This is a genomic window from Pantoea sp. sgz302252 (genome assembly GCF_047713085.1).
GTDB lineage: Bacteria > Pseudomonadota > Gammaproteobacteria > Enterobacterales > Enterobacteriaceae > Scandinavium.
In genome coordinates this window covers 48,562-64,804 of the sequence record NZ_JBLFJW010000004.1, presented here as the reverse complement: position 1 = coordinate 64,804, position 16,243 = coordinate 48,562, and the positions used below count along the sequence as shown (strand labels likewise).

Annotated in this window: 19 protein-coding genes; 8 read left to right on the top strand and 11 right to left on the bottom strand. The window is 52.2% G+C overall.

The annotated features are described in order from the left end of the window. Positions 1 to 50: 50 nt before the first annotated feature. From ACLW56_RS04445 to ACLW56_RS04425, 5 genes are all read right to left on the bottom strand, one after another. Positions 51 to 593: a fimbrial-like protein gene (locus ACLW56_RS04445; RefSeq protein ID WP_330982612.1), complete on the bottom strand. Its 543-nt coding sequence runs from the start codon at positions 591 to 593 to the stop codon at positions 51 to 53. 745 nt (positions 594 to 1,338) lie between these two features. Then, entirely contained in the window at positions 1,339 to 1,989 is a 651-nt protein-coding gene (gene rnt / locus ACLW56_RS04440; protein WP_330982611.1) for a ribonuclease T, read from the bottom strand. Between the two features lie 220 nt (positions 1,990 to 2,209). Then, positions 2,210 to 2,617: a lactoylglutathione lyase gene (gene gloA / locus ACLW56_RS04435; RefSeq protein WP_330982610.1), complete on the bottom strand. Its 408-nt coding sequence runs from the start codon at positions 2,615 to 2,617 to the stop codon at positions 2,210 to 2,212. 79 nt (positions 2,618 to 2,696) lie between these two features. Further along, positions 2,697 to 3,794, bottom strand: a complete 1,098-nt coding sequence (locus ACLW56_RS04430) for an alkene reductase (RefSeq protein ID WP_330982609.1) — start codon at positions 3,792 to 3,794, stop codon at positions 2,697 to 2,699. Positions 3,795 to 3,848: 54 nt separating this feature from the next. Next, a complete protein-coding gene (locus ACLW56_RS04425) occupies positions 3,849 to 4,448 on the bottom strand; it encodes a TetR/AcrR family transcriptional regulator (protein WP_330982608.1) in 600 nt (199 codons plus the stop codon). A gap of 49 nt (positions 4,449 to 4,497) precedes the next feature. Here ACLW56_RS04425 and ACLW56_RS04420 point away from each other — a divergent pair, with 49 nt between their 5' ends. Genes ACLW56_RS04420 through ACLW56_RS04410 form a run of 3 tightly spaced genes read left to right on the top strand, consistent with a single transcriptional unit; the run spans position 4,498 to position 5,890 of the window. Further along, positions 4,498 to 4,692, top strand: a complete 195-nt coding sequence (locus ACLW56_RS04420) for a hypothetical protein (RefSeq protein ID WP_330982742.1) — start codon at positions 4,498 to 4,500, stop codon at positions 4,690 to 4,692. A 12-nt stretch (positions 4,693 to 4,704) separates the two neighbouring features. After that, a complete protein-coding gene (locus tag ACLW56_RS04415; protein WP_330982607.1) occupies positions 4,705 to 4,944 on the top strand; it encodes a DUF1289 domain-containing protein in 240 nt (79 codons plus the stop codon). A gap of 49 nt (positions 4,945 to 4,993) precedes the next feature. Next, positions 4,994 to 5,890: an aldo/keto reductase family oxidoreductase gene (locus tag ACLW56_RS04410; RefSeq protein ID WP_330982606.1), complete on the top strand. Its 897-nt coding sequence runs from the start codon at positions 4,994 to 4,996 to the stop codon at positions 5,888 to 5,890. A gap of 97 nt (positions 5,891 to 5,987) precedes the next feature. Here the strand turns inward: ACLW56_RS04410 and ACLW56_RS04405 are convergent, their stop codons facing one another. The 3 genes from ACLW56_RS04405 to ACLW56_RS04395 are packed head-to-tail and all read right to left on the bottom strand — an operon-like array spanning position 5,988 to position 9,196. Beyond that, positions 5,988 to 8,012 (bottom strand): FUSC family protein, encoded by a 2,025-nt coding sequence (locus tag ACLW56_RS04405; protein WP_330982605.1) that lies wholly within the window; start codon positions 8,010 to 8,012, stop codon positions 5,988 to 5,990. A 2-nt stretch (positions 8,013 to 8,014) separates the two neighbouring features. Then, positions 8,015 to 8,950 (bottom strand): HlyD family secretion protein, encoded by a 936-nt coding sequence (locus tag ACLW56_RS04400; protein WP_330982604.1) that lies wholly within the window; start codon positions 8,948 to 8,950, stop codon positions 8,015 to 8,017. A 9-nt stretch (positions 8,951 to 8,959) separates the two neighbouring features. Next, on the bottom strand, positions 8,960 to 9,196 hold the full coding sequence (locus ACLW56_RS04395) for a DUF1656 domain-containing protein (RefSeq protein WP_330982603.1): 237 nt from the start codon (positions 9,194 to 9,196) through the stop codon (positions 8,960 to 8,962). A gap of 181 nt (positions 9,197 to 9,377) precedes the next feature. Between ACLW56_RS04395 and slyA the strand changes: the two genes are divergently transcribed. Beyond that, positions 9,378 to 9,818, top strand: a complete 441-nt coding sequence (gene slyA / locus ACLW56_RS04390) for a transcriptional regulator SlyA (protein ID WP_330982602.1) — start codon at positions 9,378 to 9,380, stop codon at positions 9,816 to 9,818. A gap of 220 nt (positions 9,819 to 10,038) precedes the next feature. On the opposite strand, the gene ACLW56_RS04385 is transcribed toward slyA, so the two are convergent. After that, positions 10,039 to 10,764 (bottom strand): MASE4 domain-containing protein, encoded by a 726-nt coding sequence (locus tag ACLW56_RS04385; protein ID WP_330982601.1) that lies wholly within the window; start codon positions 10,762 to 10,764, stop codon positions 10,039 to 10,041. A 218-nt stretch (positions 10,765 to 10,982) separates the two neighbouring features. Next, complete coding sequence (slyB, locus tag ACLW56_RS04380) at positions 10,983 to 11,450, bottom strand: outer membrane lipoprotein SlyB (protein ID WP_330982600.1); 468 nt, start codon at positions 11,448 to 11,450, stop codon at positions 10,983 to 10,985. Positions 11,451 to 11,724: 274 nt separating this feature from the next. Here slyB and anmK point away from each other — a divergent pair, with 274 nt between their 5' ends. From anmK to tyrS, 4 genes are all read left to right on the top strand, one after another. Continuing rightward, the gene (anmK, locus tag ACLW56_RS04375; protein WP_330982599.1) at positions 11,725 to 12,849 is read left to right on the top strand and encodes an anhydro-N-acetylmuramic acid kinase; all 1,125 of its coding nucleotides are present in this window, start codon (positions 11,725 to 11,727) and stop codon (positions 12,847 to 12,849) included. A 92-nt stretch (positions 12,850 to 12,941) separates the two neighbouring features. Further along, positions 12,942 to 13,265, top strand: coding sequence for a C-type lysozyme inhibitor (gene mliC, locus ACLW56_RS04370; protein ID WP_330982598.1), 324 nt, complete (start codon positions 12,942 to 12,944; stop codon positions 13,263 to 13,265). A 57-nt stretch (positions 13,266 to 13,322) separates the two neighbouring features. After that, entirely contained in the window at positions 13,323 to 13,979 is a 657-nt protein-coding gene (gene pdxH / locus ACLW56_RS04365) for a pyridoxamine 5'-phosphate oxidase (RefSeq protein WP_330982597.1), read from the top strand. Between the two features lie 126 nt (positions 13,980 to 14,105). Further along, a complete protein-coding gene (gene tyrS / locus ACLW56_RS04360) occupies positions 14,106 to 15,380 on the top strand; it encodes a tyrosine--tRNA ligase (protein ID WP_330982596.1) in 1,275 nt (424 codons plus the stop codon). Positions 15,381 to 15,547: 167 nt separating this feature from the next. On the opposite strand, the gene gstA is transcribed toward tyrS, so the two are convergent. Continuing rightward, complete coding sequence (gstA, locus tag ACLW56_RS04355; RefSeq protein WP_330982595.1) at positions 15,548 to 16,153, bottom strand: glutathione transferase GstA; 606 nt, start codon at positions 16,151 to 16,153, stop codon at positions 15,548 to 15,550. Positions 16,154 to 16,243: the final 90 nt, after the last annotated feature.

The following is a 16,243-nucleotide window of genomic DNA, read 5'->3' as shown; positions in this document are numbered from 1 at the left end:
CGGTGATGACCTCACCGGCTTGAATCACAAATTATTTCGTACGCAAGTGATTAGTTGTAAGCCAGAACATAGTTAACGTCAGTGGTTACGTTACCTGGTGTGGCTGTGTTTTCTGGGGATTCCATACGCGCTTTAAAGCTCAGGACCTGATAAGAGCTATCCGGTGCGAGAGTGATTTCCTGAGGTGTGCCCATCACCACATTTTCATTACCTGCAGTCAACAAACGTACGCCGACGTCTGTCGCCCCACCATAGTTACCTTCAGAGGTGTTTTTCAGCAGGTTAGTGGTTGCGTCTGCATTGGCTGAGGTAAAGGTCACGTCAACTTTGGAGATCGTCCCTAAGGTGCAGTCCTGCAGGTGAATGTTGACATCAACCGGCAGAGAATATTTATCACCGTTCAGCGCAGTATCAGCCACTTCACCCAGATTAATGGTCTGATCTTCGTCACCCGGCGCGATAGAGCATGGCGCGGAAATGACGATCCCTTCGAATGATATTTTACCGTGACCTTCATCGGCAGCGGAGGCACTAAAAACGGCGCTGGAAAGAAGGGTAGCAGTCGCGACTGCAAGAAGCGTCTTATTAAACATTGAATATAATCCTTTATACTAAATGAAATTTATAGTACTCAATAAATGAGCATACTAAACACCACGTTACGAATGTAATGTGGTTACGCAATGAGGAAATAAACGAATTGTTAAACAAAAACAATTTTTTTTAAAACTCATATTGTAAATTAAGTTTATCATGGCGATTGGTATTTATTGCATTAGTCAGACTGAATTATTAATTAAGGAAGGTGGTTTCATATTCGTGCTGAAAATACTTTGAAGGGAGATATCAGCAAGCGTTGAAGTATTTGTATGAGTTATGTTAGCTTAAACCGATTTTCTTTACGGCCTCAATGCATCGTCCTTTCGTAAGGAATCATACAGTTAAGTATCATGTGATAAAAAAAGTATTTATTTCATAGGTGAATTGTTGTTGAATATATATTCATTTAACAATCATAATTACAAGGTATGTTTTATCATTAAAAAAATGCGTGTGCTGGCTCTTTTTTTCGGTCTTTTGCGAAATATTGATGTAAAAGGGGGTCATGATGAACATGACCCCCTTCAGACTGCTGACAAAGAAGGAAAAAGCGTGGTTTTTCCTTCTTTGTGGTGAGCAGCCGAAAATCAATAAATTGATTTTCCTTGTTTTTTATTCGGTACCCTATGACAGATCTCATTCGTTAGAGGTTTGTCATCACTCTCAAGGGGGTCATGATGAACATGACCCCCTTTTATACCAACCATCTGAACTACATTAACCAGCGGGCAGCTCTTTTTACGCCTGTTCTTCCGCTATTGGCAGCGGCCAGCCGCCAAGACGCTTCCAGCGATTGACGATTTCACAGAAGAGTTGAGCTGTTTGTTCGGTGTCATACAGTGCGGAGTGCGCTTTGGCGCCGTCAAATTCCATGCCTGCGGCGATGCACGCTTTTGACAGGACGGTTTGACCCAGCGCGATCCCGCTCAGCGCTGCAGTATCAAAAGTCACGAAAGGGTGGAATGGGTTGCGCTTCAGCCCGGCACGTTCTGCTGCTGCCATCATAAAGCTGTGATCGAACGTGGCGTTGTGCGCCACCATGATCGCGCGATTGCATTCCCTATCCTTCATGCCTTTACGCACTTCTTTGAAGATGGCATGCAGGGCGTCGTATTCACTCACCGCGCCGCGTTCAGGGTCGTTCGGGTTAATGCCGTTAAAGGCCAACGCTTCGGGGACCAGGTTTGCGCCTTCGAAAGGCTCAACGTGAAAATGCAGCGTGCTGTCCGGCATCAGCCAGCCTTCCTCATCCATTTTTAACGTCACAGCCGCCACTTCGAGCAGTGCATCCGTTTTGGCATTAAAGCCTGCGGTTTCTACATCGATGACTACAGGATAAAAACCACGGAAGCGGTCGCACAGTGCGTTACGTTGAGCGTTGTCGGACATCAGGATCTCTTAGACTGGAAAAAATGAGCGCGCATTATGGCAAATTTTGCCGAATGTTGCAGTAAAGGCAGGTGTAAAAAGGGCGCTTACGCGCCCTGGAGAGTGATGACAAACCTCTAACGAATGAGATCTGTCATAGGGTACCGAATAAAAAACAAGGAAAAACCACGCTTTTTCCTTCTTTGTCAGCAGTCTGAGGGCGCTTACGCGCCCTGAGATGTTATTGACCGAGGCCTTTGCCCGCGTCTTTCGCTTCTATCAGTTCGATTTTATAGCCGTCTGGATCTTCGACAAAGGCGATGACCGTGGTGCCGCCTTTAACCGGACCCGCTTCACGAGTCACGTTACCGCCATTATTGCGGATGCGCTCGCAGGCTTCTGCCGCGTTATCGACGCTCAGCGCGATGTGACCATAAGCGGTACCGAGGTCGTAGCTGTCGACGCCCCAGTTGTAAGTCAGTTCGATCACCGCTTCTTCGGTTTCCGGGCCGTAGCCAACGAAAGCGAGGGAGTATTTATATTCCGGGTTTTCGCTGGTGCGCAGCAGCTTCATGCCCAGCACGTTGGTGTAAAACTCGATGGAGCGTTGCAGATCGCCAACACGCAGCATAGTGTGAAGTAGGCGCATTCTCTTCCCCTTAAACTATTGTTTGATAAACCAGAACATAGAGTATAGCGGCGGATAGCCGCCGCTATCAATGCGAGGATCAGAGAGTAGGGTAATCGGTGTAACCTTCCGCGCCGCCGCCGTAGAAGCTTTCCGGACGCTGAGGGTTCAGTTCGGCTTTACGCTCAAGGCGTGCGACCAAATCAGGGTTGGCAATGTAAGCGCGGCCAAATGCCACGGCATCGATCAGCCCTTTAGCGATCAGGTCTTCGGCTTTCTCTGGGGTATAGGCTCCCGCACCGATGATTGGGCCGTGGAAACGTTCACGCACTTTACGGCGGAACGCTTCGGTATACGGTTGGCCGCCAGCCCAGTCAGGTTCTGACATGTGCAGGTAAGCAATGCCGCGTTTACCCAGTTCTTCAATCAGGTACAGCGCGTCGGCTTCTTCATTCGGACCGTTGTCGGTGTTCTGGAAAGAGCCCATTGGAGAAACGCGAATACCGATGCGGTCCGCGCTCCACTCTTTGCTCACCGCATCGACCACTTCCAGCACCAGGCGAGCGCGGTTTTCTACGCTGCCGCCATACTGATCGGTACGATGGTTCGCAGAAGGTGACAGGAACTGGTGCAGCAGGTAACCGTGCGCAGAGTGCAGCTCGACCAGGTCAAAACCGGCTTCGCGGGCATTGGCCACCGCCTGGCGGAAATCATTGACGATGCCTGGGATCTCTTCGAGTTCCAGCGCACGCGGCGTGGAAGTGTCTTCACGAGTGGCGTTGCCATTGGCATCGCGCAGGGAAGTGCGTGTACCCGCGCTCAGGGCGGAAGGTGCAACCGGAGCCTGTCCACCCGGTTGCAGGCTAGTGTGAGAGATACGGCCGGTGTGCCACAGTTGGATAGCCATGTGGCCGTTTTCAGCGTGAACGCCTGCAGTGATTTTTTTCCATGCGGCAATTTGTTCCGGGCTGTGCAGGCCAGGTGCGCCAGCGTAGCCTTTCGCCTGAGCAGAAATTTGCGTGGCCTCAGAGATAATCAGACCAGAGCTTGCGCGCTGGCGATAATATTCACCCATCAGCGGCGTAGGGATATCGCCCGGTTCAATGCTGCGCAAACGAGTCAGCGGGGCCATAAAGACACGGTTAGGAACGGTAATTGCACCGACCTTCAGCGGGGAAAACAGTTTCTGTTGAGACATCGATAACTCCTGAATAGACCGGTCGTCTAGTGATTCATTAAATAAAAACGCCTGTTAACGCCCAGGCGCGGCAATCATAGTCTTTGCATGTTCGAGCGCGCTTTCCAGCGGCGTTGAACTGCGGGACATTTTGGCCTGAAGATTGGCGCCCAGCCATAAGGAGTAGAGTACTTCGGCCTGAGTATGGGCGTCACCCTGGAAGGTCAGACTGCCTTCCTTTCGGCCATCTTCAAGCGCATGGGTCAGCAGGACAATAATCTGGCTGGCCCCTTTGTTCATTTCTGTGCGCATCACTTCCGAGAGGTCACACACTTCGGCAGATAACTTTACTGTCAGACAGCCGCTGATGATGCCCTGCTGGCAAAACTGGTTCAGCGTATGCTGATAGTAGGCCAGAAGCCTGTCGCGGCAGTTACCTGCGCCGGACGAAAAATGCTCCACCAGACGGCGATGATAGTCGGCATAGTGTCGTTCCAGCATCGCCACACCAAAAGCTTCTTTAGAGCGGAAATAGTGATAGAACGACCCTTTCGGCACTTCTGCCGTTTTCAGGAGTTCGCTTAACCCCATTCCGGTAAAGCCGCGATGCATACACAAGGTCTCGCCGGTGGCGAGGATATGCTCGCGGGTGTCATGTTCGGTCTGTCTGCTCATACGGCTCACTTTAGTAGACCGATCGGTCTAATGCAAGAGGAAAATGAATGTGGCTGAGGGTGAAAGGGTGAGGGCACAGCGTTGTCATTATCTGCCCATTAAAAAAATCAGGAAAATCAATTCATTGATTTTCGGCTGCTTACCACAAAGAAGGAAAAACCACGCTTTTTCCTTCTTTGTCAGCAAGATAATGAATGTGGTTGCAGGATGGCGATTCTCAGGCTTCAATGAGAAGAAGCGATAAACAGGGGGCGGTGTGGCAGAACAACTGGAGTTTTTCCCGGTACAAAGCCCGTGCCGGGGCATTTGCCAGTCGGATGAACGCGGCTATTGCCGTGGCTGTATGCGTAGCCGCGACGAGCGTTTCCAGTGGCAAACCATGAGCGACACGCAAAAGCAGGAGGTGCTTCGCCTTTGCCGTCAGCGTCTGCTGCGCAAAATCCGCGCAAACAAACCCTCAGAAGCCGAAGATCCTGAGCAGCCCTCACTGTTTTGAGCGCAAATGTGCGTATACTCGATGAAATTTTTCTGTTGAGGAAGCTTTGATGGTTCAGCGTATTACTCTCGCGCCTAATGGCCCGGAATTCTCCCGTTTTGTGATGGGTTACTGGCGTCTGATGGACTGGAACATGTCCCCGCGCCAGCTGGTAAGCTTTATTGAAGAGCATCTCGATCTTGGCATCACCACGGTCGATCACGCCGATATTTACGGCGGTTACCTCTGCGAAGCGGCCTTTGGTGAAGCCCTGAAGCTTGCGCCACATCTGCGCTCCCGCATGGAAGTGGTCAGCAAATGCGGCATCGCCACCACGGCCCGCCCTGAAAATGCGTTAGGACACTACATCACCGATCGCGACCATATCGTTCGCAGCGCCGAGCAGTCACTGGTTAACCTGGCGACCGACCACCTCGATTTGTTGCTGATCCACCGCCCTGATCCGCTGATGGATGCAGACGAAGTGGCCGCAGCCTTCACTGAGCTACACCAGAGCGGCAAAGTCCGTCATTTCGGTGTGTCTAACTTTACGCCAGCACAGTTCTCACTGCTGCAATCCCGCCTGCCGTTTACCCTGGCGACAAACCAGATTGAACTGTCGCCTGTACATCAGCCGCTGCTGCTGGATGGCACGCTGGATCAGCTGCAACAGTTACGTATCCGCCCAATGGCCTGGTCTTGTCTGGGAGGCGGTAGCTTGTTCAATGATGAGAACTTCCTGCCGCTACGTGATGAGCTGGCTAAAGTGGCGGAAGAACTGAATGCCCAAAGCATTGAGCAGGTGGTTTATGCGTGGGTGATGCGTCTGCCTTCACAACCACTGCCTATTATCGGTTCCGGCAAAATCGAGCGTGTTCGTTCTGCCATTGCCGCCGAGTCGCTTGAAATGACCCGTCAGCAGTGGTTCCGCATTCGTAAAGCTGCGCTGGGTTACGACGTACCGTAAATCTGACTTTCCGCTCAAAAAGGTGTCGCTGGTTTAGACTTAACAGCGACACCTTTTTTATGGAGGTCTTCTGGTTATCTCAACCGATAAAGCGCGGTTAAGACGCCGGAGTCTCTATCGTGCCAGCCTGTGGCGCTTGTTCAAGCTGCGACAGCGAGCAGTATAACCGCCACACAATCGCCGCTAACTCCCGGGCCGCAGGCTGGTGGTGGTGACCCAGCGCCTCGTAAATTCGCTGCAATTCTTTCAGCGCTGAGGCCAGCGGGCGCTGCTGAACACCGCGCTCGCTCATCACATCCCGCAGCAAAGAGATGCAGAGGTCGCGTACCTGAACAAGCGGATCGGAGCGGGTTTGCCAGTCACGAAGCTGCCAGACGACATGGGAGCAGTTGAGTAACACCACACCCCAGCGTAACAACCAGCGTCTGGCCATTGCGTCCTGGCTGTTACTCAACTGGCTAATGTAGTGATACACCAGCGACTCAAATTCATGTTCGCTTTGCTGAGGATGGCGGCTGAGCTGGTCAACAAAATGGCGGCGTAATGAACGGATATGGCGTCGACTTTTGCGCGCATCGGAACCGGGCTTCAGTACCGCAAAGGCCAGCCACGCCAGACCGACCCCCAGAATCTTTGCCAGATTGTCGTTAAGGAAACTGCCAAAGTCATACACTGGCGGATTAGATACCGCGATAAACGAGCCCATAAAGACAATCATCTGCCCCCATAACCCGGCGAACTTCGGCATCTGCAATTTCAGCAATTGCATGGTGATAATCAGCGGGAACAGGAACAACAGGAACTGCCAGAGATCACTTATCTGCACCATCAAACCGAATTTCACCCCAAAACTGAACAGCGAGAGCAGCAGCAAGGTGCGCAGCAACAGCGTCAGCGAATTAAACGGTGAAGGGGAAATGGAATAAAGCACACAGCATATCGCCGCTAACGTCAGGGCGGCCGGGCCTGACGACCATTGCGCGTTGATAGCCCATGCGCCAACCATGACCAGTGCGATGAAAGTACGCACGCCATTGAGCAAAGCTTCGGCATGGTCGGTACGACGCGCCAGGGCAGGTGCCTTCGGAACATCAAACTCAGTGATGGCGGAGGCATTTTCCAACCGTTGAAGCCAGCGGCTGGACGACAAATAAAGTCGGCAGAAATAGCGCAGCCGATGCCAGAAGGCGTGGTGACGAAAATCCAGCGGATCGCCTGGGGCTAAAGGGGCAATAATTCGGGCTACGGTATAGGCATTCGCGTTGGGTTTTGCCAGCTCCGCAAACAGGTTTTCCAGTACTTCACGGGTATTTTCAGGCGGCGTTGACCAGTTCATCAACATACGGCGCAGGCTGGAAATCACGCTGGTTAAACGCAGTTGCTGATGAAGGAGATAGTTCAGCAAGCTGTTCTGGCGACGAAAGCGATAGTGGCTCCAGAACGCCTGGATGCGCAGCAGGTTCATGGTCAGGATCTGACCGATGACGCTTTCATGAGCGGTACGCACGGCATCGCTGTTTTCAGGTTGCCAGAGCAAACTCGCGTGTTCGAGGATGCGCGCATGCATTTTCTTCAGGGCTGTCAGTAGCGCGGTACCATCGGAAGTACTCGGCATGATCATCATCATCAGCGCACCGCTGATAATGCCCACAATCACTTCACAGACGCGTGCCTGGGCGATTTCCCACAGCTGCGAGGCTTCAACGAGATTAACCAAAGGGAAAGCGATGATGGCGCAGGTGTATCCGGCTAGCTGAAAAGCGTAGGCCACATTGTTCATAAACATGGCGCAGGCCCAGGTACAAAACGCTATCCAGGCGGACATGCTTAACAGGAAAAACCAGGGATCGGTCATGGTGTGCCCGGCAATTAAAATTGCTGCACAGGCACCGAGCAGGCTGCCGGCGATACGCCCGAAGCTTTTGCTGATAACGCCGCCGACAGTCGGGAAGCTCACGACCGCTGCCGACGTCATCGCCCAGTAAGGCTCATCCAGGTTGATGTAATAAGCGAAGCTTAACGCCAGACACATGGCGATGCCGTTTCGCAACGCATACCGCCACTGTGGGCGAGTCGCTTTAATCCACGGCAGCGTTCGCCAGTTCAGAGCCTGGAAAGTCATCATCAACCGCCAATCGACACGGTGCAGGTGGTACCTGAAACCAGCACGACATCGTCAGGCAGCTTATCAAATTCAATGCGAACCGGAACACGTTGCGCCAGACGAACCCAGGGGATCGTCGGTTTGACGTCTGCTACCAGATTATTTTCACTGCCCACGCTCTGATCGGAAATGGCGCGCCCGATGCTGGCTACGTGACCCTGTAACGTATTGCCGTTGCTGTACAACACGATACTGGCTTTATCACCGGCCTGAATGTGCCGCAATTTGGTTTCTTCAAAGTAGCCCACGACGTAAAACGAATGGCTATCGACAAGGGCGAAGACAGGGCGGCCGACGGAAGCGTAATCGCCAGCCCGCGTGGACAGATTAGTGACCCAGCCGTCGACAGGGGCTTTGACCTCCGTTTGGCTGAGCTGCCATTTGGCATGCTCCAGTGCCGCGTTAGCCGCATCGGCACTGGCTTTTGCTGCGGTAACATTGGCTTTCGCTGCTTCCGCGTCAGCTTTCGCCGTTTGCAGGGCAATATTGACCGTATCCAGGTCTTCAGCCGAGATGAAATTTTTCGGCAGGTCGCGGCGTCTGTCGGCTTCGCGGCGTGCTTTCATCCTATCCGCATCGGCCTTATCCATGTCGGACTGGGCTTTTGCTTTATCGGATTGCGCTTTTGCCAGCTGGGCTTCCGCATTCATCACTGCGATGCGAAATGGCGTCTGATCCAGGCGAAAAAGAGTATCGCCAGCATTCACCCGTTGGTTATCACGAACGGTCAGTTCAATGATGCTGCCAGACACTTGAGGGGTGATGCTGACCTGCTCAGCGCGAATTTTACCGTCGCGAGTCCAGGGTGATTGCATGTAGTAATTCCACATCAGCCAGACAGCAATCAGCGCGAGCGCTGCAACCAGCAGCGTGGAGAAATATTTTAGTTTTTTCATCAGGCTTCGTTACCACATCACGATCAGAAATAACGACAGGCAGACTGCCAGCGCGAACAAAGAGAGATCCATCAGCAACGGATGCCAGACGTCACCCGCGTACATCCAGTCGCGCAATTGACGATGGGCAATGAGCCAGATGAAGAAACCGGGTAACACCGCTTTGAACAGCGGTGGGAAGTAAATGGATGCCCCGACGAGCAAGTCCTGGAGGGGAAGTCCGGTGCTGTTTAACGTCAGATTCACGGGCAAAAATCCTTTGCAAATGCGTTATCGCTGGTTGAATGGGGCTGCGCGAGAGAATTATTATCAGTGTAAATCATTGTGTCAGTCTGCAAGGAAGCGGTAATACATTTGTTTTGAATATTTAAATGCTGCACACTATTCTAAAATCAGTATAATAACTTAGCAAGCTAATTATAAGGAGATGAAATTGGAATCGCCATTAGGGTCCGATCTGGCACGATTAGTGCGCATATGGCGTGCTCTGATTGACCATCGCCTCAAACCTCTGGAATTAACGCAGACTCACTGGGTCACGCTGCATAACATTCATCAGCTCCCGCCAGAACAGTCGCAAATTCAACTGGCTAAAGCGATTGGTATCGAGCAGCCGTCTCTGGTTCGTACGCTGGATCAGCTGGAAGAAAAGGGCCTGATTTCGCGTCAGACCTGCGCCAACGACCGTCGTGCTAAACGCATTAAACTGACTGAAAAAGCAGAGCCGCTGATTGAAGATATGGAGGCGGTGATCCGCAAAACCCGGGGGGAAATCCTTTCCGGTATTTCGCCGGAAGAACTGGATTTGCTGCTTGGACTCATCCGCAAACTGGAGCAGAACATCAACGATCTGCAGTCCAGAGACTAATATGAACAGAAGAGGCCCTGAATTTCAGGGCCTCAGACTGCTGACAAAGAAGGAAAAAGCGTGGTTTTTCCTTCTTTGTGGTGAGCAGCCGAAAATCAATAAATTGATTTTCCTTGTTTTTTATTCGGTACCCTATGACAGATCTCATTCGTTAGAGGTTTGTCATCACTCTCAGGCCCTGAATTTCAGGGCCTTTTTCTTTATTAAGCCTGCCAGGCTATCACCTGGTTGCGCCCATTCTCTTTTGCCTGATACATCGCTTCGTCTGCTCGCTGAACACAGATTTCCTGTGAGGCCTCTGCTTGCGTCGCGGTATAATCAGGGCACTAATAAGATAGTTATGCCAGAGCGAAGTAAAGTGACGGCTTAGATTATCGATGATTAATAAATGCATACCGCCATAATGACTGGAGTACAGCCACGATAATGCGAGCATACTGACAGTAAAACCGATAATTAAACTAAGGATAACCATGTGATTCCGCAACGTATGAATTTCGCTGTGACGATATTCATACAGAATTATTGATGCCATGAATAATGCTGCCATCATAACATTACGGAAAAAGTAGTAGATAAACGCATCGTTATAATTCACTTTGGCGATAGGCGAGCACAGTAACCAGTCGGTATAGCTGCTTAACGTTCCCAGCATCAGCAGCGCAGAGCCGCCGAAGGCACAGGCAATGGCCATCAGATACAGACGGTGTTTATCGCAAAGATATTTCATCACCATAAAGCTGGCGATCAGGATATGAAACACCATTAAAAAAATGGTCATGACAGGGAAAAGCGTTGGCATTGTCGCAGGAATACGATAAATGACCTGGCTGGAAAAAAGATTTAACAGCCCAACAGCAAGCACTGAGCAACCAAAAAAGAACAACAACCGATTAATCGGGAAAGACGAGTTTACAAGCATGTTAATTTCCTGGGGGTATGGCATTACAATGTGCAAAGCCAAAAGCAGGCGTAAGCCTGAAACGTTTTGAGTTTATTTCGTTACAGCGTAATGAGTATTGCGCAGGCGAAAATATTAATTCGCTCAAGTGCGAGGATATTTTTGGATATGTAAAGTAAGCAAGATATTTGTGGGGAAATAACGATAAGCGTGAGGAGACGTAAAAAAAACAGTGTGTGGCCGAGTGGCCACACACGGGAACATTAACGAGGGGACACCGTCACCTGGCTGCCGTTGCTTGCCATCACAACACGCTGGCCAGCAGAGAAACGGGTATCACCCTGTTTCTGAACCACCATGATGGTGTTGCCATCGTCTTTGCGGATTTCCAGCTCAACGCCCTGAGTTTTGTTCATTGCGCTCTGAACACCCTGGCCGGCAACGCCGCCTGCCACTGCACCCGCCGCCGTTGCCAGTGAACGGCCTGTGCCGCCACCCACGGTATTGCCCAGGAAGCCACCGAGGACTGCGCCGCCGATAGCGCCGATGACGTTAGCATCATTACCACCCTGAATCTGGACTGGACGTACGTGAACGATAGTTCCGTAAGTCACATTCTGAACTTGTTTGGCTTCGGATGCGGAATACACGTCGCCAGACAAGCCGCTGCTGCTGACACAACCCGCGAGCGTTAAACCGATCATTGAAACGGCCAATACACGTAACATCATTTATGAATCTCCTGTTCACCAAGTAACGCTCTTGAGAGCATCCTTACCTCGCAATTATATGGTATTTATCCCTCGGGGGTCATATGTTCTGCGCGGATATAATGAAAATTATAATTGGAATCTTCTTAACCAAACGTCAACGGCCGCTTCACCAGTGAAGAAAGCAGGGGCACGAGAGATTTTGTGCGCGATTGTTAAATTTTATTAGCCGGTCGTGGCATTGAGAAAGACTTTATGTTTCAGTGTGCTTTTCGGTCACAACTAAGGAAGGCGTATGAAATCGGGTCGTTATATCGGCGTAATGTCAGGTACCAGCCTTGATGGGGTTGATGTGGTCCTCGCAGTAATGGATGACAACATGGTGGCGCAGCAAGCCAGCCTTTCTTACCCCATTCCCTTTGCGCTGAAAGAGGCCATTCTGGCCATTTGCCAGGGACAGCAATTAACGCTGTCACAATATGGTCAGCTCGATACTCGCCTTGGGCACCTGTTCGCTGATGCGGTTTTAACGCTGATGGCGCAGGAAAATCTGACGGCCAGCGATGTCGTTGCCATCGGCTGTCACGGGCAAACCGTCTGGCATGAGCCTGACAGTGATGCGCCACACACTCTTCAAATCGGTGATAACAACATTGTGGCCGCTCGCACAGGCGTTACGGTAGTAGGGGATTTTCGTCGTCGCGATATGGCGCTGGGTGGGCAGGGCGCGCCGCTGGTTCCTGCCTTTCACCAGGCATTACTGGCGGACCCGCTTGAGCGTCGCGTGGTGCTGAATATTGGCGGCATCGCAAACCTGTCACTGTTGTGTCCTGGCTTACCGGTAAAAGGCCATGATACCGGGCCTGGAAATATGCTGATGGACGCGTGGATCTGGCGTCAGTGCGGTAAGCCTTATGATAAGGATGCTGCATGGGCGAGTAGCGGAAAAATCAATCTGCCTCTTTTACAGGAGATGCTCAGCGACCCGTGGTTTGCCTTGTCTGCGCCGAAAAGTACGGGGCGCGAATATTTCAATTACGGTTGGCTCGAACGTCAGTTGGCGAAGCATCCGAACGTCAGCGCGGTCGATGTCATGACCACGCTGACGGAACTGACAGCGGTGACCATCAGCGAACAGGTCCTTCTGAGTGGCGGCTGTGAGCGGCTGTTAGTCTGTGGTGGTGGTAGCCGTAATCCTCTGTTAATGGCTCGTCTTGCTGCGCTGCTCTCAGGAACCGAAGTGTCGACCACTGACGAAGCCGGTGTCAGTGGCGATGATATGGAAGGCCTGGCGTTTGCGTGGCTGGCATGGCGTACCCTGGCAGGACTGCCTGGCAACCTGCCATCCGTTACGGGCGCCAGCGAAGCAACCGTCTTAGGCGCAATTTTTCCTGCCAACGCCCCGCAGAATCAGAGTTAACTGACTGAGTCATTCTGGCAATGCCAATAAACTAGAAGTGTTATGGGAGGGCATCTTGCCCTCCGGGACCGGGACAGCCTTAAGGCAAGCTAATGAAAAAACTCCTCCTCGCAATTGTACCCCTGATGCTCTCCGGATGTAGTTATTACAGCCAGTTCGTTGAGCGCATGAACACCGACACGCTGCAATACCAGTGTGACGAAAAACCGTTAACCGTTCATCTGAACAATACCCGCCAGCAGGTCGACTTTATTTACGACAACCAACAGCAGACGCTGACTCAGGGCATTTCGGCTTCTGGCGCACGTTACACTGACGGTATTTATGTCTTCTGGTCGAAAGGCGACTCCGCGACAGTCTACAAACGCGATCGTATCGTCCTGAATAACTGTCAGTTACAAAATCCGAAGCGTTGAGATTTTGCCGAGGGCAGCGCACAATAGCGCTACCCGAAGACAACACTCTCAAAAGCCATGTCTGATAACGACGACCTGCAGCAAATCGCGCATTTGCGCCGTGAATATACCCGTGGCGGCCTGCGCCGCCACGATCTTCCTGCTGAACCTTTGGCTTTATTTGAGCGCTGGCTCGGGCAGGCCTGTGAGGCGAAACTCGCCGATCCCACCGCCATGGTCGTCGCGACCGTTGATGAGAGCGGTCAGCCGTACCAGCGCATCGTCCTGCTCAAGCATTATGATGAAAAGGGGCTGGTCTTCTACACCAATCTCGGTAGCCGCAAAGCACATCACCTTGAGCAAAACCCTCGCATCAGTTTGTTGTTCCCATGGCATACGCTCGAACGTCAGGTGATGGTGACCGGCAAAGCGGAACGCCTCTCTACCCTCGAAGTGGTCAAATATTTCCACAGTCGCCCACGCGACAGCCAGATTGGTGCCTGGGTTTCGAAACAATCCAGCCGTATTTCGGCGCGCGGCATTCTGGAAAGCAAATTCCTCGAACTCAAGCAAAAGTTCCAGCAGGGCGAAGTCCCGCTGCCGAGTTTCTGGGGCGGATTCCGCGTCAGCATTGAGTCGATGGAGTTCTGGCAAGGGGGCGAACACCGCCTGCACGATCGTTTTCTCTACCAGCGTGAAAGCGACGCCTGGAAAATCGACCGACTCGCGCCGTAATTGCGTATTTTGTTGTTTTAAGCGCTGGCACAACACGGGCTGGCGTTTTATTCTATGACCCTTTCGCATCTGGCGAAACGTCGTGTACCGGCTAAGGTGCAGTCTGTTTTATACATGGAGACTTTGATGGCGAGCAGTAACTTGATTAAACAATTGCAAGAGCGGGGCCTTGTGGCTCAGGTGACGGACGAGGAAGCGTTAGCAGAGCGACTGGCGCAGGGCCCGATCGCGCTCTATTGCGGCTTCGACCCCACCGCTGACAGCTTGCATTTGGGGCATCTCGTTCCCCTGTTATGCCTGAAACGCTTCCAGGAAGCAGGTCACAAGCCAGTGGCCTTGGTAGGCGGAGCAACCGGTCTTATCGGCGATCCGAGTTTCAAAGCGGCCGAGCGTAAACTGAACACCGAAGATACCGTTCAGGAGTGGGTTGAGAAAATCCGTAAGCAGGTGGCGCCGTTCCTCGATTTTGATTGCGGCAGCAACTCCGCTATCGCGGCCAACAACTACGACTGGTTTGGCGGCATGAACGTCCTGACCTTCCTGCGTGACATCGGTAAACACTTCTCTGTGAATCAGATGATCAACAAAGAAGCGGTAAAACAGCGTCTGAACCGTGATGACCAGGGGATTTCCTTCACCGAATTCTCTTATAACCTGCTGCAAGGTTATGACTTCGCGTGCCTGAATAATCTGCACGGCGTTGCGCTGCAGATTGGCGGTTCCGATCAGTGGGGCAACATCACCTCAGGTATCGACCTGACGCGTCGCCTGCATCAGAATCAGGTGTTCGGTCTGACCGTTCCGCTGATCACCAAAGCTGACGGCACCAAATTCGGTAAAACCGAAGGTGGCGCAGTGTGGCTGGATCCGAAGAAAACCAGCCCGTACAAATTCTACCAGTTCTGGATTAACACCGCGGATGCGGACGTTTATCGCTTCCTGAAGTTCTTCACCTTCATGGATATTGCTGAAATCAATGCGCTGGAAGAAGAAGACAAAAACAGCGGTAAAGCGCCACGCGCACAGTATGTGCTGGCGGAAAATGTCACCCGTCTGGTGCACGGTGAAGAAGGCCTGGTGGCGGCAAAACGCATCACCGAAAGCCTGTTTAACGGCACGCTGAGTGACCTGAGCGAAGCCGATTTCGAGCAACTGGCGCAGGATGGCATGCCAATGGTCGAAATGGAGAAGGGCGCTGATCTGATGCAGGCGTTGGTGGATTCTGAGCTGCAGCCGTCCCGCGGTCAGGCCCGTAAAACCATCGCGTCTAATGCTGTCACCATCAACGGTGAAAAGCAGATTGACCCGGAATATACCTTCGTCGACAGCGACCGTCTGTACGGCCGTTACACGCTGCTGCGTCGCGGTAAGAAAAACTACTGCCTGGTGTGCTGGAAGTAATTTCCAGGTGAAGTCATTGCACGGTGGCGCAAGCTTACCGGGCCTGCACGCCATCGTTTATCGGTGTCTACGTATTTCCAGGCCTGCGCAAACGAAGTGCCGCCAGGCATTTCTCCGGGCAAACAAAAGGCCGCAGCGGCGGCCTTTTTTACGTCTTTCGAAAGCGATTAACTGATCCCTTCCGCCGCCAGTGCCGCTGTCACGCCTGGGCGAGCTGCCACGCGAGCCATATAGGCCTCGATATTCTTCAGCCCACTCAAATCCAGCTTCACCGCATGCGCCCAGCGCAGAACGGTAAACAGGTAGGCGTCAGCAATGGTGAAGCGATTGCCGCTGATCCACTCTCCGCCGCGTAAGGATTCATCCACATAGCCCATTTTCTTCTCAAGCAGTGAGCGCACAGTCGGTTTGTAATCTTCTGGCGTGTCCGGGCGGAACAGCGGCGTGAAGCCTTTGTGCAGCTCGGTGGCAATGTAGTTAAGCCATTCAAGCGTTTTGTAACGCGCGATGCTGCCAGCGGGCGCCAGTAGCTGGCGGTCTGCTTTGTTGTCTGCGATGTACTGCATGATCGCCACGCCTTCGGTCAGCAGCGTATTGTCGTCCAGAAGCAGGGCAGGCACCTGACCTTTTGGATTGACCTGCCAGTAATCCTCACCGTTCTCCAGTTGCTTCTTCGCAAGATCGACACCAACCAGCGAAAAGTCCATTCCGCTTTCACGCAGCGTGATGTGTGAAGCCAGGGAACAGGCGCCGGGTTTGTAGAACAATTTCATGATGAACTCCTTTAGACAGAGGTGTGCCTCTATCCTAGTGTGCTGACAGATAAAAAAAAAGCCGCTGAACGTGTCAGCGGCTTAATTAAT